The organism is Paenibacillus sp. GM1FR (genome assembly GCF_002803315.1).
Lineage (GTDB): Bacteria > Bacillota > Bacilli > Paenibacillales > Paenibacillaceae > Paenibacillus > Paenibacillus amylolyticus.
The window spans coordinates 58,137-75,787 of record NZ_MKZL01000066.1; the positions used below are offsets into that span (position 1 = coordinate 58,137).

9 protein-coding genes are annotated in these 17,651 nt (G+C 46.7%); all 9 read right to left on the reverse strand.

Annotated elements, in window-relative coordinates; genetic code table 11:
• Positions 1-3: 3 nt before the first annotated feature.
• Entirely contained in the window at positions 4-4,515 is a 4,512-nt protein-coding gene (locus PAEAM_RS29625) for a collagen binding domain-containing protein (protein WP_165790100.1), read from the reverse strand.
• A 163-nt stretch (positions 4,516-4,678) separates the two neighbouring features.
• A complete protein-coding gene (locus PAEAM_RS29630) occupies positions 4,679-5,806 on the reverse strand; it encodes a transglutaminase domain-containing protein (RefSeq protein ID WP_036606951.1) in 1,128 nt (375 codons plus the stop codon).
• Positions 5,807-6,007: 201 nt separating this feature from the next.
• Complete coding sequence (locus PAEAM_RS29635) at positions 6,008-8,401, reverse strand: S-layer homology domain-containing protein (protein ID WP_100529828.1); 2,394 nt, start codon at positions 8,399-8,401, stop codon at positions 6,008-6,010.
• Positions 8,402-8,628: 227 nt separating this feature from the next.
• Positions 8,629-9,555, reverse strand: a complete 927-nt coding sequence (locus PAEAM_RS29640) for an alpha/beta hydrolase (protein ID WP_243391503.1) — start codon at positions 9,553-9,555, stop codon at positions 8,629-8,631.
• Positions 9,556-9,722: 167 nt separating this feature from the next.
• Positions 9,723-10,349, reverse strand: a complete 627-nt coding sequence (locus PAEAM_RS29645) for a bifunctional 4-hydroxy-2-oxoglutarate aldolase/2-dehydro-3-deoxy-phosphogluconate aldolase (protein WP_100529829.1) — start codon at positions 10,347-10,349, stop codon at positions 9,723-9,725.
• A 247-nt stretch (positions 10,350-10,596) separates the two neighbouring features.
• On the reverse strand, positions 10,597-11,667 hold the full coding sequence (locus PAEAM_RS32780; RefSeq protein ID WP_100529913.1) for a glycosyltransferase: 1,071 nt from the start codon (positions 11,665-11,667) through the stop codon (positions 10,597-10,599).
• A gap of 1,070 nt (positions 11,668-12,737) precedes the next feature.
• Positions 12,738-13,454, reverse strand: a complete 717-nt coding sequence (locus PAEAM_RS29655) for a glycosyltransferase family 2 protein (protein WP_243391505.1) — start codon at positions 13,452-13,454, stop codon at positions 12,738-12,740.
• A gap of 221 nt (positions 13,455-13,675) precedes the next feature.
• Positions 13,676-15,169 carry a xylulokinase gene (gene xylB, locus PAEAM_RS29660; RefSeq protein ID WP_100529830.1) on the reverse strand — a complete coding sequence of 498 codons (1,494 nt, stop codon included), beginning with the start codon at positions 15,167-15,169 and terminating at the stop codon, positions 13,676-13,678.
• Positions 15,170-16,231: 1,062 nt separating this feature from the next.
• Entirely contained in the window at positions 16,232-17,548 is a 1,317-nt protein-coding gene (gene xylA, locus PAEAM_RS29665) for a xylose isomerase (RefSeq protein WP_036606941.1), read from the reverse strand.
• Positions 17,549-17,651: the final 103 nt, after the last annotated feature.

Consider the following 17,651-nt stretch of genomic DNA (forward strand, 5'->3'; position numbering starts at 1 on the left):
GATCTAGCGATGAAGCTGTTGTCTGCGGCGGAAGTACATGAATCCCGCGCTACCTAGCGCCATCAGCATCATGCCCACAGCAGTGTAAGCCATTGTGCTCTCTTCACCTGTTTGTGGCAGCATTCCCTGAGATCCCGAATTTCCGTTTGGCTGTGATGCAGAATTTCCATTGCCCTGTGATCCATCTGTATCCGTTCCAGCAGGAGGTGCGAGTGCACCATCCCCATCAGGTGCATCTGTATCCCCAACTGGAGGTGCAGTGTCGTCACCGTTCGAATCGCCTGGTGTCGGTGTCACTCCCCCGGAATCTTCATCTGTCGGACTTTCGGTTCCTCCCCCAGACTCTGTAGGTTCAGTTACAACCGTGCCTGGAACCGACGGAATTGGTTTTCCTGGTTCCGGAGTTACTGGTTTCTCTGGATCTGGTGTTACACCCGTAGTAGGTGTTCCCGGATTATAAGGTCCACTAGACCCACCACCCGATACCGGGATAGCCTGATTCGTTTTTTCCACAACTACAGCTTCGGTTTGTATGTTCGTAATTTCAAATGGTACTGGTGTTGTTTCCAACATGTATCCGTTAGGCGCTTTTATTTCAACCAACTGATATTTATTGATATCCAAGCCTTCAAGTACAATTTCACCTTGTTGATTGGTTGTCAATGTAGCTTCATCTAAACCTGTTACCTTGTGGAACTCCCAATTCCCATTTGCATCCATCAATGCAGTTTGAGCCCGTAATTCAAATACAGCTCCTTGAAGGTGCTGAGTTCGACCCGCATTGGTTTTAATCAATTTCACAGAACGATCATTTTTTTTATTTTCAATGGTTAATTGAGTTTCCGGTTTGATAATAGATACAAGGGTCTCCGGCTGTTCAATAACAAAGCCTTCTGCCTTGGTCTCTACCAATGTATATGAACCATAATCCAAACCATCGAATTCAATGACCCCATTTAGGTCGGTTACTTTTGTATCGATGACAATGTTGGAACGATCACGCAATTCGAATTCAATTCCGCTTAATACGGACTTATCCTTGGCATTTACTTTGGTAACGACAAGTTTACCACCTACACCCATTGCATTAGACTTCGTCAATGTAATACTCTCCGTCTGATTCTCTACAATCGTAAACGGAATTGGTGTAGCATCCAATTGATAAAACTCAGGTGCCACGACTTCTACCAGCTCATAATCCCCTGGCGACAGTCCACCTTTGGCGATCTTTCCATCTTCCCCTGTCGTTAACTCATCGATTTTCTCTCGCGTTGCGCCGTCCTTGGAGTACAATTCGAAAGTTGCGCCCTTAAGTGTCTTCGAGGAGTCCACCGCATCTACCTTGGTTAATTCAAAGCCTTGACGAATCTTTTTATTTTCAATTTCAAAAGCGATATCCGCATCCTTGAATTCAATCGTTTTACCTGATGCAGAGCCATATTCAGGATCAACCAAGTATCCTGCCGGTGCAGATAATTCTTTTAACTTATAAGGTACACCGTTGGTTAGATTGTTTAATCGATAGTTTCTGGAGCTTTCAACCACACCATTCTCGTCCGTTGGTTTCAATGTTTCCAGAAGCGTAGTTCCAGACGCATTATAGATTGCAAATATTGCCCCCTCCAGCGGAACTCCTGTATCACTGACTTTGTGAATTCTGATTTTGCCCAGACCTGTAGAGGCTCCTCCACCAGCTCCAGCCAAGGAAACTTTGATTCCCGACTGATTACCTTCTCCGATTACCGAGGAAGATTGGCCTGCAAATTCAACCTTATTCTCAATTCGGGCGCCATGATCGGCATTAATATAAGACTGATATTCCAAAATGAATGCAGTATGGATATCTTTCTTGAAGGTGAAGGTAAATGTATTGCCCTCCACGTCCAATTCATAATCAGCCGGATCAACAAGTCCAGCTTTGGTGGATACATTGCCTGAATTGTTGGCAGGTAAATTGGTTGCATATAATTTCAATGAATCAGCCAATAAAATCTGGTTCTCTGACAAGGTATCTGTTAATTGGTTACCCGCAGGAATGAAAGATTGACTTGGATTGATATTTACCGTCCATGATGCTTTATCCGTTGTACCTTCTTGCTTCCCTGTTTTGCGGACGTATACACCACCGTTGGCAGGTGTAACACTGGCTGATCTATTAAATCGTATTGCACCACCCTCACCATCCGTCAGAACAGCCTGGTTGGCATATGCGCCTGCGACAGAATATGGTCCATCCAGACTTGTTTGGTACTGAATGCGATAAGCCATTTTGCCCATGTTACCCAGATCCAACGCAAAACCTTTACCGTCCGGGTTCAACTGGAATTGACCAGGTGTGAGCAGAACCTCGCTACCCACAGCAGTAACATTATTGGCTCCCTGCAACTCTAACTCATGAACTTTCAATGAGCCGTCTACAAAAGATTGGTCTCCAGTGTAAGCATCCTTAAGAATTGCATCCTGAATATCAAACAAATTGTAGTTTACATCGATTGTCCAGGTGATCTTTTTATCTTTGGCGCTATATTCACCCTTTTTGTTACCATTTTGAATCGTGTAGTCTTGCGGTTTGACCGCAGCAGATTTGGTAATCGCAGTCTGTTTTACATCAGACTCTTCCCAATCGATCTTGGCTGAGTTGCGATATTCATCATTCGTTGGCATACCCGCTGTGGGATCGAAGCTTGTCTTATAAGTAATAACATTCTCCGTACTGAGCGTTACGCCGTCTTTCAAGCGAAGTGAGAATCCTTTTTCATACGTTGGATCAGCCGGGTCTGGAGTCAGTTCAAAGTCGTCTTTGTTAACACCGCTCACTTGAAGACTACCCGGAATCAGTTTCATATGTCTGCCTTCGTAATTGTCGGTGATGACGATATCCGTCATGTCCTGCAAATCACGGTTCAAAACAATCTGCCATTCGATTTCTTTTGTGTTGAAGTTTTCACTTTTTACACTCTTTGCAAAAATGACTTCCTGAATGTCTCTCCGGCCTGTTTTGGAAGTACCATCATACATGTTCACTGTGTTCGTAATGGTGTCGTTTGTATACACACGATGAATGGATTGTGTATCATATTCGATCTCATAGGCCTTTGTAATATCGTTCTTAAAATGTAATCTAAAGCCATTATCGAACCCTGTACCCATCGCTTCGAGTGTGTATTCATTTGGATTGATCAGTGTTCTGTTCGAAGCCGCTCCACTTGCATTAATGTCCACTTGATACACTTTGACGGAATTGTTGATCAGTTGCTGTTTTGCCGTATCAAAGCGGTCTTCAATCCATGCATTCGTTTGCATAATTTCTTGCTGATTGTAGTTATATTGTACTTTCCATGTGATCGTCTGTGTCACCGGATCATACGCACTATCTTGCCCTGATTTGTTCAAAGGCTCATTAAAACTCATACGAACTCGGCCAATATCTGTTTCGTTGTGCTCGCTCTGATCCGTTGTAAGCGCAACCTGGTTTTGATACTCCACGTTGGTGAACGGAGCAGTGGTTGGTGCTTTAACACTTGTCGTATAGGTTACACGATAGGCCTTATCTGTATCTCCCAATTGAATTGGAAACTGTGGTTCTGCTTGAACTACTGGGCCTTCTTTAACAGATCCATTCAATTGCACTTCCAATTCGCGAATTTCGATATCGCCCTTGAGCTCTAGCCCTGCTGGGAACGTGTCTGCAAGAACAGCATTTTTCATAGCCTTCTCGCCTTGGTTAAAATCTACAGTCCATTTAATTTCATCCGAGTTGAAGTTCTCTTTGTTTGCGCTTCCCGATTTCTTCAACTTGTCTACGGCTGTGTTGGCAAAATGTACATCAATGATGCCCTGCCCCACGGAACTAAAGTCTATCTGTTGTTTCAAGCCATCTTCCATCTTGCTCTCATCGAACTTAATCCACACGTAGAAGTTACCTTCCAGCTTCGCATGCTCAATCAGTTCATTAAAGGTAAAGATGATTGTGCCATCTGGATTCACCACATACTCTCCAACACCGCCATCCAGATTACCCTTAAGCTGCGATCCGATGATGAATTTATCGGGCAAGTTAAAGGTGAACGTAGAGCCATCACTGTAGTTGTGGTTGGCATCTGCAAGTCCCCATGTAAAGACTACAGCCACCTCATCCTGGATGCGTGGTCGAATATCCTCGATTTTATCTCCTTTGACTTCAATCGTGCCATTCCCGTTGTCTTCTGGTGCCTGATTGTACATCTGCACACTGTTAATCAATTGATCTGTAATTACCGGGCCTGCAGCTGCGATTGCTAAACTGCTCTGGTTGAGGTTTCCCTCCCCCTCTTCTTCCGGAGTGGCAGCAACGTCAACGTTGTTGACCTCTTCCGAACCTGCCAAACCTTCTTCTGATGCTGTATCGCTGATTGCACTGGCTGGCAAATTAGTTAATTCATCCTGAGCATGCATTGTTGGTGTAAATATCCAACCCTGCATCATTTGCGTGACCAGTAACAGAGCAATGATCACTATGCTCACTTTTTTCCTCATTGTTTGCATATCCTCCTCGTACGTAGTGTTGGCATACGCCGAAGATTAGAATAGCAAAGCGACATATACAAAAAATAGACAACACTAAAATCCTCGTTTTTGAACACAAAATTGAACACAAAAAAGGATACTCCTCAAGCGGAGCATCCTGTTCAAACGGTTGTTATAGTGTCCAGTTAATTTTGACGCGCAGATCCGTAGTACCTTCCATTTTGGATACATAATAAGATATCGATTTCATGCCAAGTTGGTACAAATCCTGCAAATCTTCAATCAGTCCAGCCTCCGTACCCTTGTACCTGAATGTCAGCGAGGTTCCGCCTTCCTTCAGCTTACTCTGAACTTTGGTCTTCAGCGCAGCATGGCCTTTAACAGCATCCTGTTCATCATACAGGGAATAGTCCAGAGCATGGTACAGCTTCTGATAAGCGGCTTTTTTGCTATCTCCGGCCTTCACCAGCTTTAATAAAGCTTCTCGATATGGGGCGGGCGCAGCGGGGTACTTGCTTTTGCCTGTCCAGATATGGTCACGTGCCATCTCATCATCACTCAGCAAATAGTAGCTGTGGCTAACCTTACCTTTGCGGTCAGGGGTAGGATCATCCCAGGTGGTGTCCATGTGATACCACTTGCCGTCCAGGTTCACGATATTCCAGGCATGAAGCTGCCCGCCCGCTGTACCTTCCACAATCCGGTTATCGATACCTACTCGCTCCAGCATCCGATATGCCAACAGTGAATATCCCTGACAGACGGTACTGCCTGTAACAAGCCCGTCGTAGGCCGTATATTTCTTCAACGAAGTATCGTAGGAAAGGTTAAGCACAATCCAGTCGTGGATGACCTTGACCTTCTCATGATCCGTCATGCCTGGTTTGATGATTTCTTTCAACACGTTTGTGACTTTACGATTCACATAATCGGTCTGCTCCTTGGTCTCCCGATAGGAGAGAGTCACATGCACCTCGGCCGACACATTGGAGCCTTTATAATTAAATGCATAACTTTTAACGGTATATTGGATATAAGGGTCACTCTTCATTGCCTCATCGATGGAGGTTTGTAATTGTTTTTTGAGGCCTTTCACATTGCCTTTGTATGTAAAAACAAGTTCCTCCGTTCGCTGTGACATTGCGGTAAGCAAGGTCTGGCGCAAATCTGTTGCCGTGGATATATCTGATGTTCCTGATGCAGCATACAGTTGATCCAGATCAACCGTACGTGGTAATGCTACAGCAATCAGACAGCCTGCCAGCAGTATGGTGATAATTCGTTTCCCGTTCTTACCCATGAAAGGAACCCACCCTTCTTTGCAAAGTTCTCACGCCCTATTGTATCACAAAAGGCTCTGTCGTCATTCTTCTAGTTTTGTCAAAGCAAATCAAAAGAGACCTTCTATGGAAGGTCCCCTTCATCTTCAGTTCAATAAATCACGACTACCCGTTATCTTCATCCTATGATTCGTTTGGTCACGATATGAGTGATTCCTCGTCTAATACAGGCGATTACCACTCATAAACGTATCTGTCTTACCTTGAAGCTTCGCCAGCCGTTCCAATACTTGTGACGCTTCAGCTACCGTCACTTTGCGTGCAGGCATGAATCGTCCTTCAATCGAAGGAAGCAATCCCAGCTTCAAACTCAGGGAAACAGCCCCTTTACTCGAAATGGCACTCGCATCCGCAATGTTGGGAAGATCGGATGGCAACGTATAGAATCCGGCCAGCTTCTCATAGCGTAAGATACGTACAAGCAGCACTGCCAACTCTTCACGTGTCATCTCTTCCTGCGGATTCAAATTCTGTTCAGGGTCCGCTCCGGCAAGCCAGCGCTGATCGATTAATGCCCGAACTGCCTTATAATACGGGCTGTCAGGTGTCACATCAGCGTATAACTTGTCATCTCCGTCCCCACTGTAGTACAGATCCATATTTGGATTAATCGCTCTTGCCAGATAGTTAAACCAATCTCCTCGGGTGATCACACGATCCGGGAATACGCGTCCCTGTTCATCAGCAAGCAATACGCCATGCTGTGTCATATTGCGTAGAGCTGCTTCGGCCACATGACCCAAGATATCCGTAGGTTCAGCCTTGGTTGCAGAGCTTGTGTCCCCGTATAAAAGCTTCCACTCCCCTGTGTTCGCATCCAGCGCTTCATAGTTGCCATAGATCGAATTCTCATCACGTGTAGGCATATAAGCAAGGTTCACCCCCGCTGGGATGACTTGACCACCGTTCATACCATATCCGCCATAACGGGAATATGCGAGGATCAGCTTGAACTCCTCCAGATAGAGTGTCTTGGCCTCTTCATAACTGATAGCTGGCTTAACATCTACAGGCAGTTGTTCAGGTGTTGCCGCGATACGCGTATAGAACTCGTTAATCGTCCCGTTGTTCAACACCTGTACTTGTACCGTATCATCCTTAACCGGAATTCCGTTCAGATAACGCTGGAACAAAAATGTGCGAGCATCGTCCACCTCAATCACGTTAGCCAGCCGGAACTGCTCCGTTGCATCTGGAACTAGCGCAATGACCGTGTCCATCGCCAGTTTCTCAGCCTGCTTTTGGGTTACCAATTTGCCTTCCTTCTCTTCAGTTGACTTCTCCTGTTCCATCTCTGGTCCCATTCGTTGCATCATCGTATAACTGTAGATCTGCCCGGTAACTGCATCTACCTGTGCTGAGATATCCCGCATGAACATATAGGACATATTGGCACTTCGATCGCTCCAGCTCAGACTCCACACCTGATTGTTCGGACTTGAGTAATATCCCTTGCCCAACTGGTTATGCTCCAGCTTATAACCCTTGGGAATATCAAAGTTTGTTGCGACCCGATTGGCGGCCTGCTGTACATTTAACCTCGTACCATTGGCCGGGACAAAAGGCGTTACATCACCTTTCAACTTCGTATCCTGCTGCAAAGAATCTTCATCTACAGCTTTACCTGTTAATGTATTAATCCGTTCCAACGTATTGGCTTCAATCGGAACGATACTGATATTTTTTGGTGTATATGCAAGGTAATACTGCTGACCCTGTTTGGAAGATAGACGATCTTTGGCGATATAAGCCAGTTCCACATCGAACTGTTCTTCAAACTGCTTTCTGGCCTTCTCTTCTGAAGCTGCCGGTTTCGATGAGGGATACTTGGCTTCAATAGTACCCCGTGAGTAACCTGTCACCAAACCACTTTCATCCACATTAATGTAGACTGTCTCTGCGTCAGATAACAATCCATCATGTTTTAACTGGTACCCGTATCGATACTCTGTTCTGCCAAACAATGACTCTTGTTCGATGGAAGAATACAGATCTCCAATCGGAGCATATTCATTGTCCTTAAGACCCGGAATCGCTTGGTACAACAGTGCCACGGCCTTTTCTTCAGCTTGAGCTTTGGTTAACTTCACATCTGATTCCGAGACATGTTTATCCAGGATATCCGACGGCAAATGTACACTTAACACTTCCCCTGTGCCTGCATGTACAGTTCCACTGAATCCCGACGTATGATTGCCTTGTGTAATCTGGAACCCGATCTCCCACGCCTTGTAGTCTGGCGGTGGATAGGAATTAGGTGAATCGAATCGTGCAGATGAGATCGTTGCTTTTTTTAATAATGGAAATAATTTCAGTATATTTTCACTGGCTTGCCTGGATGAGATTTTCGCTCCCTCAGGCACGTCATTGCTCGTTGCGTCTAGTTGTTCATTTTCCCCCGTTGTCGCTGCGGTCAACTGCTCTGCTTGCGCGGCTGATGCACTGCCTGCAAAACCTGGTGTTTGCGAAGCAAGCAGCAGTGTTGCCATCGCTGCGGTTGTTGCTTTGGTTGCGAACATTTTAAAACGTAGATTAAACTTCCAATTCAAACTCAAATCTGGACCTCTCCCTTCAATTTCATACAAAGAAGCATAACAAATAACCTCGCATGAATATTGCCAGTCTATTCTATGATACCATAAGCTTCCTTTTTAATCGTCGTTTTCGGGGCAATTTTACAAATGTGAATTTCTGCATATTGCTAATAACAGCAAAAAAAACGCCAATTTCGTTGGCGTTTTCTCTGTTAGCCTGCACTCTTATGTAGGCTGAATCTACCTTGTCAACTACTCGCTTTAGACGAATCGTTCAACTTCGCCTGACCTTGGACATGGGTTTTCAAAAAGGGAATAACGGTATCCCAGAAGGCGGGATCTTCCTCAGAACAACTGTGTCCTCCGCTGTTGACCCATAGATGTTCAACAGGCGGATCGGCTTTGGACATAAAATATTCAAGCTCACTCGGGGGAATGAAATTATCTCCCTTGGAGTGCACCATAAGCATCGGCAGTTGCATCCCCCTGCGCCGTTCATTCAGCATGATCACCGGATCACGCTGACGATAAGATTTCAGAGATTCACCCAGTCGCCAGAACCAGATTCTCGGAATTAACTGGGCCAGTGGAAACAAGGGCAGACGCCGGCGTCTCAGCTCTGAACTGACGATTACCTCAAATTGCGATGGCATCGAGTCCGTAATCACTGCTGATACAGGAATTCCCTCCGTCACTGCAAGAATCGTACCCAATCCCCCCAAAGAATGACCAAGCACTCCGATGGCATCCGCATCAATCTCTGGTCGTGCAGTCGTATACTGCAACGCTGCGAGCAGATCATCCCGGAACAGGTAGGCAGATGCAGCACGAACCGGATCACTGGCCCCATGACTACGCACATCATACATAAATAAGGCATATCCTGCTTCCCAGATCGGACGTGCGTATCGAAGAACACGGGAGCGATTGGAGCCCCAGCCATGTGCAATAATAACGAGCGGCCATGGTTTCGGAATGTCGGCTCTGGCCGGGATGAACCAGCCATGCACCCGACCTCCCCCACTGTCAAAGGTCACATCCTCAAATGGCATTGGGGGTGTCAGTGTGATTGGAATCTTCTTGGGTGTCTGGCTCTTTACCGCTGCCTTCCATAATCCACCTGCCGTTACTGCGGCCACGGCGAGCATGCCGCCTATCATTGTTTTAGCTTTCACAGGGCATCTCTCCTCTCCGAATTCTGGCATACATCCATCATAAAACAATAGAATGAACGGCACATTAAGCGACATGGGTTTTTATGATAAAGATTTATCTAACAATTAATCTAAAGGCACCTTCATATATACCCAAGTATACATATCCCTCATCTGATGCTGGAATCCTAGGCTTCAGCTGCTTCCACAAATCTCCGTGCACATGCTGCAATCTGCTCATGATCTCCTGCCACAAGAGCTTCTCGTGGTAAAAGTGCACTTCCCAGACCCACTGCAGCAGCGCCTGCTGCATAGTAGTCAGCAATGTTCTCCAGTGTGGCACCACCTGTTGCCAACAGTGGAATATGATTCAGTGGAGCTTTGATCTCCCGCAGATACGGTATGCCCAGACTCGCCATCGGAAACAACTTCACAACTCGTGCTCCCGCTTCATGGGCAGCGACAATTTCTGTTGGTGTCATGGCTCCAGGCCAGATCTCGACACCATGTTCTACAGCATATTCAATTACAGACAGATCGACATTGGGAGACACCAGAAATTGTGCTCCTGCAGCGACGGCTTCCTTCGCCATCTGCACATTCAGAACCGTACCCGCTCCAACGTAAGCCTTTCCTTCATGCCGCTCACGCCAGTCTGCAATAATATCATGTGCTCCAGGTGTGTTCAGTGTGACTTCCATCAATCGGATGCCACCATTCGTCATGCCTTGTCCAGCTGTTACTGCCGCTTCGCGGCTTATACCGCGCACAATCGCAACCAGCCTCGACTCTAATAGAACTTCCGTCAAATTCATATCCAGTTCCCCTTGCTTCATCAATTCGGCAGCCGAAGACAGGCAATCATGGTCACCGCTTTTCCGTTATTCATTATTGTAAAGCATATCCTCCCCTGGATGAAATACAATAATCCATTTCAATGTGAATGCGTCTGTCACCAACTCTAGGATGTACTTTTATCACAATGCAAAAAACCTCTCCATGGAACATGGGCTGATTCACCCATTCAATTCCACGAAAGAGGCTGCATTTCGACTGAAAATACTAAGCATTTTCCAATACGTTATCCTTCTCCAAATCTTTAAAGTATCGATCGTTATATAACATGCTTGGATGTGTTGGATGATAGGCGAGTGCGATATCATTATGTTCTCGGGCCTTGGCACGGTTACCCATCCGGTCATAACACACACATAGTTGCAGATGCGGCATCCAGGTCCAGGCTGCTTCATTCAGCACTACCATAGGATCATCGGGACGTACAGCACGAGTCGCCTGTTCGTACCAGAACAGGGCCTTGCGATAATCTTCACGGTCAGCAAAATAACCACCCAATCGACAACAAATCTCGGCTCTTGGCAAATCATAGGCAAATGATCGGAACAACGCCGTGACTTCCTGTTCCGGATGTTCAAGTGCAGCTTCACAATCCGCAATTTTCTGGCAAGCAGCGATCTGATCTTCCACCCAGCCCAGTCCGGTATCCAGAAACTTCTCATAGTACTTCACCGCATCCTCATGCTGTCCATGGTCCTTCAGTTCATTACCGAAATAGTACAAGTCACGCGGCCCAAATTCCTCTCCGGCCTGTTCCCTTTTACGATAGATCCGCAGATTCCGATCGGTATACTCCTTATCTTTCTTGTGGGTAACCGCTATATCACTATGCAGCAGATTGCCCGCTACAGCCAGATATTCATGCACCGCGCCAATCCAGCGAAATTGCCGATCCCGACGCACCAGACGATTCCGGCGCAGGCTGTAGGCTACCTTGCCATCTGCTGTGAATGACAGATTGTAATCCATCGTGACACTATCAACATCCGGGTCCAGCGAACGTTTCAAGGCGATCAATTTCGCCCGATCTTCCGGTTCGAATACATCGTCGGCATCCAGCCACAGAATATATTCACTCTTTGCCTGATCGAAGGCATAGTTGCGTGCTGCTGCAAAGTCATCCACCCATTCAAAATCAACGATACGATCCGTATATCTGGAAGCGATCTGACGGGTACGATCCGTCGAACCGGTATCCACGATTACAATCTCATCGGCAATACCGTTGACCGAGTCCAGACATCTGACGAGGGAAGCTTCTTCATTTTTCACAATCATACACAGGGTAATACTGATCGTCTCCTCCCCTCGTCTCGCCCTGCGATTAAAGGCAGATACCCCCGGCAGTTCGGACAATCGATAGATGTGGTACGCAGGGAAATGAGTATCGACGAACAAACGAAAACCCAATGCCTGAGCACGGATGCAGAAATGACGATCTTCGCCCCAGAAGGATACATTGGGAATCTGGTCATATGAGACTCCTGCTGCCAGAACATTTTTGCGAATAAGAGTACATGCCCCTAGCCCTCCAACTTCATAACAACCCGGGATCCGCAGCTGATTTAGAAAAGCAGTCGTTTGCGTGCCCTCGTCCTCCGCCTCGGTTCCGTCTACTGTTTTGCCACCGCGGCGATACAAGGCATACTCATCTTGTAGCCATACCTGCGGCATTTCCCTGGCATCTGGCTGCCAGCGGGTCCAAAAGATATTAGAAACAATGTCTTTGCCACTCGATACGAGTTGCTCCAGCGTCCGCGGATGCAGCACCAAGTCAGAATCAATCAGGAACACCGCATCGTAGTGATTGTCGCGTGCATATTGCAATATGCGATTTTTCAAACCGGCTACACGCCAAATCTGTTCATCCTGCCAATAGTGTCCTCCCTCATCCTTGCTGTACACCCCTTTGTTGTCAGGACTACCGCTACCATGTTCATCTGCTTGAATAACCGTCCCTTCATGCTGAAGCACAAATTCATGCAATATATTCGATGCGGCTTCTTCCACGTTATCGTCAACAAACAGATAATCCGTCTTTACTGTTGTTCGTTCCAGTACATGCAGAGAATCCAGAAATTCACGGAGAACCGGAGTTGTCTGGCGAATCGGGCTGGCGATCAGTATTCTTTCTTGCTCAAACGCTTCATGCTCTTCCGATTGGCGGGTTTCCAGCGAATTATCAGAACGTCTGGACGGTCGATGATTACTCTGGCTCTCATGTTGCTCCTCTTTTTGATGTTCTTTCTCATTCTCTTTTTCTTGTGAATTCAGCTCTATTTGAGGTTGGGATTCTTCTTCCGATTTGCGTAAAGGGTCTTTCTTCAATGTGCTCACTCCCCCTCTCCTTATTCGAACCATGCCAACAGTCGTGGCTCCTGATCCAATATCGATTCGTACTGTTCCTTCCAACCGTATCTTGCTTCAGGGTCCAGTGCTTGATAGCGTTCATATTTGCGGATACGGTCTTCTTCCCGCGCCCAACCATAGTGCTTCACCCGGGGAGCATGACATCCATAGGACCAATGCTGGATCGTTAACGGAAAACGACCACAATGCTGGGGTGTCTCCTTCCATTCATAGTTCATCCCCGGGTGATAACGAATCAGAAATGGCCGATAATAGGCATGCGCCTGCCAGAACTCATCTTCCCGGTAATGCGTCTCACTCCACATATCAAACAATCTGAAATAGATCGCATCTTCATTGCCACTGAGCAGCAGATCACGTACCACCCCAAAGTCACTAGTTAGAATCTCATCCGCATCCAGATTCAAAATCCACTCCGGATTGGTCGCCACCGTCTCTTCCCATTGTTGTTTTCTCAGGCTTACCTCGTCTGCAAAACGTGAAGCAGCGTTCTCCACTAATACGAGTGGAATACCGTCCAGAAGTTCCCTGCACAGCGCGACCGTTGCATCCGTACTTCCGTCATCAATGATTACTGCACGATCAATCCAGGGACGATGTCTCTCCAGTGCCTGCCTGAGATAACGATTCTCTTCATTACGAACGATCATCGACAAGGTAATATGTGGTCTTCCATGTTCCTCATGTCCATCCAAAGCTTCACCCCCATGCTCAAACTTCTACCTATTAAAATGTCCGACACACGATGCCTGGACGAATCACAATCCTCTATTTCCAATCTATGCAGAGCCGGAATGCGGATATGCAGACCAAGTAAACCTTTCATGGGGTTAATCTTGATGAACGACAAAAAAAGCACCCGCCTTCGCGGATGCTTTTAAGGTAATCACAAGATTAATGTAGTGAAATAAATGAATTAACGATATTCAGCCAAACGATCATTGAGACTACGTGTCTGTCCATAGACTTCCTGATACAGTGCGAACAGTCCATCATAGACGGCAACCGTTTCCGGGTTCGGCTCATAGGACTTCGCTGGACGAATAAACGCTGTTGCACATTCTTGCAAAGACGGGAACCAGCCACAGCCATAGGCAGCCAGCATCGCTGCACCCATCGCAGGACCCTGTTCGCTCTCCAGCTTCACAATCGTGGCGTTAAAGACATCCGCCTGCATTTGCAACCAAGCTTCGTTCTTGGCACCGCCACCAATGGAGATGACTTCATTGACGGTTTTGCCTGCACCACGCAGAATATCAATGGACTCGCGCAGCGAGAAGGTAATGCCCTCCATCACCGCACGTCCAAAGTGCTCCAGCTTGTGCCCTGCATCCATACCGATGAAACTGCCACGGATATTCGCATCCGGATGAGGTGTACGCTCCCCAACGATATATGGTGTGAACAACAATCCGTTGCTGCCCGCCGGAATCTGATCAATGCCCTGCAAGAGCACATCAAATGATTTGTCCGCTGCAAACGTATCCTTGAACCAGGACAGGCTATATCCTGCCGCAAGCGTTACCCCCATAATATAGAAGGCATCCTTCTCTCCGTGGTTAAAAAAGTGCACTTTGCCTTCGAAGTCGAGATCTTTACGCTCTTCGTAGGAAAGCACAACCCCGGACGTTCCGATGCTGCACATCGTCTGTCCTTCACTCAGAATGCCTGCGCCAATGGCACCACACGCATTATCCGCACCACCTGCGTATACTTTTGTTGCAGCAGCTAGACCCGTTTGATCCGCAATCTCAGGCAGCAACGTGCCCACTTCCTCAAACGATTCCACAAGACGTGGACAAAGAGAGATTGGCAGCTCGAAAGCTTCTACAATCTCGTTGCTCCACTGTTTGCCTGCAACGTCCAGCAGCAAAGTTCCCGCTGCATCAGAATAATCCATAGCGTAATCCCCGGTCAGGCGATAACGCACATAGTCTTTAGGCAACAGGAACAAGGATGCTTGCTGTAACAATTCCGGCTCGTTCTCCTGAACCCACAGAATTTTCGGCAAGGTGAATCCTTCCAGTGCACGGTTCCGGGCAATACTTAACAGCTTGCCATCCAGCACTTTTTCGATGCGACGGCACTGAGCCGTAGTACGTGTATCGTTCCACAGGATTGCGTTACGCAGCGGTTTGCCTTCAGCATCTACCAAGACCAGTCCGTGCATCTGACCGGAGAAGCTCAATCCCTCGATTTCCGAAGGCTGCACGCCAGACACTTCAAGCAATTTACGCAAGGAAACAATGGTCTGCTCTACCCAATCTTCGGGATTTTGTTCACTGTATCCAGCCTTGGGCTGGTACAACGGGTATGCCTCGGATGCTTCAAATGCCACTTTTCCTTCGCGATTGACCAACACGGTTTTGACCGCGCTGGTTCCAAGATCGACGCCAATTACGTAACTCATAGGTTAACTCCTCTCGTTTGTAACAGGACTGTATAAATGAAACCCTTGATGCTCATATGGTCACTTCATGATCAGAAAACCCTTGGATCGCCGTTACCCCCGGATTTCCTTTAATCCCTTTGACAAGGGAGAAATCCGGGGATAAGCCTATGCTTCCGAAGCCAGCTTTCTTTCAGAAAGCTCTTAGCGCACGCTCCGCTTCCTCGGGTCCTTTCTGCTCACTTCGTTCTGCATGCATGATATTGGACACACATGGATATGAAACGTGTAAAACATACTCGTTCTTATAACAGAAAGATTGATCCAACGACCTTGATTCGTCATTGGTTATAAATGAAATCCTTGATGCTCATATGGTCACTTCGTGATCAGAAAACCCTTGGATCGCCGTACCCCCGGATTTCCTTTAATCCCTTTGACAAGGGAGAAATCCGGGGATAAGCCTATGCTTCCGAAGCCAGCTTTCTTTCAGAAAGCTCTTAGCGCACGCTCCGCTTCCTCGGGTCCTTTCTGCTCACTTCGTTCTGCATGCATGATATTGGACACACATGGATATGAAACGTGTAAAACATACTCGTTCTTATAACAGAAAGATTGATCCAACGACCTTGATTCGTCATTGGTTATAAATGAAATCCTTGATGCTCATATGGTCACTTCGTGATCAGAAAACCCTTGGATCGCCGTACCCCCGGATTTCCTTTAATCCCTTTGACAAGGGAGAAATCCGGGGATAAGCCTATGCTTCCGAAGCCAGCTTTCTTTCAGAAAGCTCTTAGCGCACGCTCCGCTTCCTCGGGTCCTTTCTGCTCACTCCGTTTTGCATGCACCATCTTAAAGAAACATTTATATCAAAAATTTTAAAAAATCGCGTTATTTAACCAAAAAACCGCCCCCGTCTTCCCAAGGGAAAGTCGGGGACGGTCCGAATGTCATGCTTGTTCAGGCGTTCCATGGTACAAGCTAATCTTGTGCATAGGCAAGCTTGGATACTAATGATCAACACATATGAGTTGAGTAACCATCGGTGGTCGACGTTCACCAACCCTGCCTAATCCGCTATTAGTCAGCCAGAATGTACTGGTTAAGTTGTGCTCTCAGCAATTCCTGACGTCCGGATTGGTTTTTGCGTGGGCTTTCGTTGTTCAACGCATACTCAGCAAGGGAAGCCAATGTTGCTTTACCTGCAACCACATCTGCACCAATACCTTCGCTGAAGCTGCTGTAACGTTTTTCGATGAAGTCATCGAATACACGATCTTCGATCAACTTCGCTGCTACTTTCAGACCTTTTGCATACGTATCCATACCTGCGATGTGTGCCAAGAACAGATCGTCAGCTTCGAAGGAACCACGACGTACTTTCGCGTCAAAGTTCACACCACCACGGCCGATACCGCCGTTTTTCAATACTTCATACATTGTCAATGTAGCATCGTACATATCAACCGGGAACTCGTCCGTATCCCAACCGATCAACATGTCGCCTTGGTTCGCATCGAGGGAACCGAGCATACCGTTTGTACGAGCAACGCGGATTTCGTGATCAAATGTATGACCAGCCAGTGTAGCATGGTTTGCTTCCAGGTTGAGTTTGAAGTGTTTGTCCAAACCGTATTTTTGCAAGAAAGCAATGGAAGTTGCTGCATCATAATCATATTGGTGTTTCGTTGGCTCTTTTGGTTTAGGCTCGATCAGGAATTGTGCATCAAAACCAATTTCCTTCGCGTAGTCTACAGCCATGTGGAACATGCGAGCAATGTTGTCTTGCTCCAGTTGCATGTCTGTGTTCAGCAATGTGTCGTAACCTTCACGACCGCCCCAGAAGACATAGTTTTCAGCTCCCAGACGTTTACCCACTTCCAGACCTTTTTTGATCTGTGCTGCTGCGTGAGCATACACGTCTGCGTTGCAAGTGGAAGCTGCACCAAACATGAAGCGTGGGTTCGAGAACATGTTCGCCGTGTTCCAGAGCAGTTTTTTGCCGCTGGATTTCATATGATCTTCAATCAGATCAACGATTGTATCAATGTTGCTGTAGAACTCACGCAGGTTGTTGCCTTCTGGTGCAATGTCCACATCGTGGAAACAGAAGAATGGAAGATTCATTTTTTCCAAAAATTCAAATGCCGCTTCCACGCGTACTTTCGCGAGGTCCAGACCCGAGTATTTATCCCACGAACGAACAGCTGTCTCCGCACCAAACGGGTCACTGCCGCCTGCAGTTAATGTATGCCAGTAAGCCATGCCAAAACGGAAATGTTCTTCCATCGATTTGCCGGCTACCACTTCTTCCGGATTATAATGTTTAAAAGCAAAAGGATTCTTGGAATCTTTACCTTCGAATGCAATTTTATTAACGGATTCAAAATAGGCCATGTGTAAAATGCCTCCTCAATAGTTTTAAGAAATCGTTTACACCGTTATCCTATCACATCGAATTTACTTTGTCTATTGGTTAAACAAAGTAAAAATAAAAATG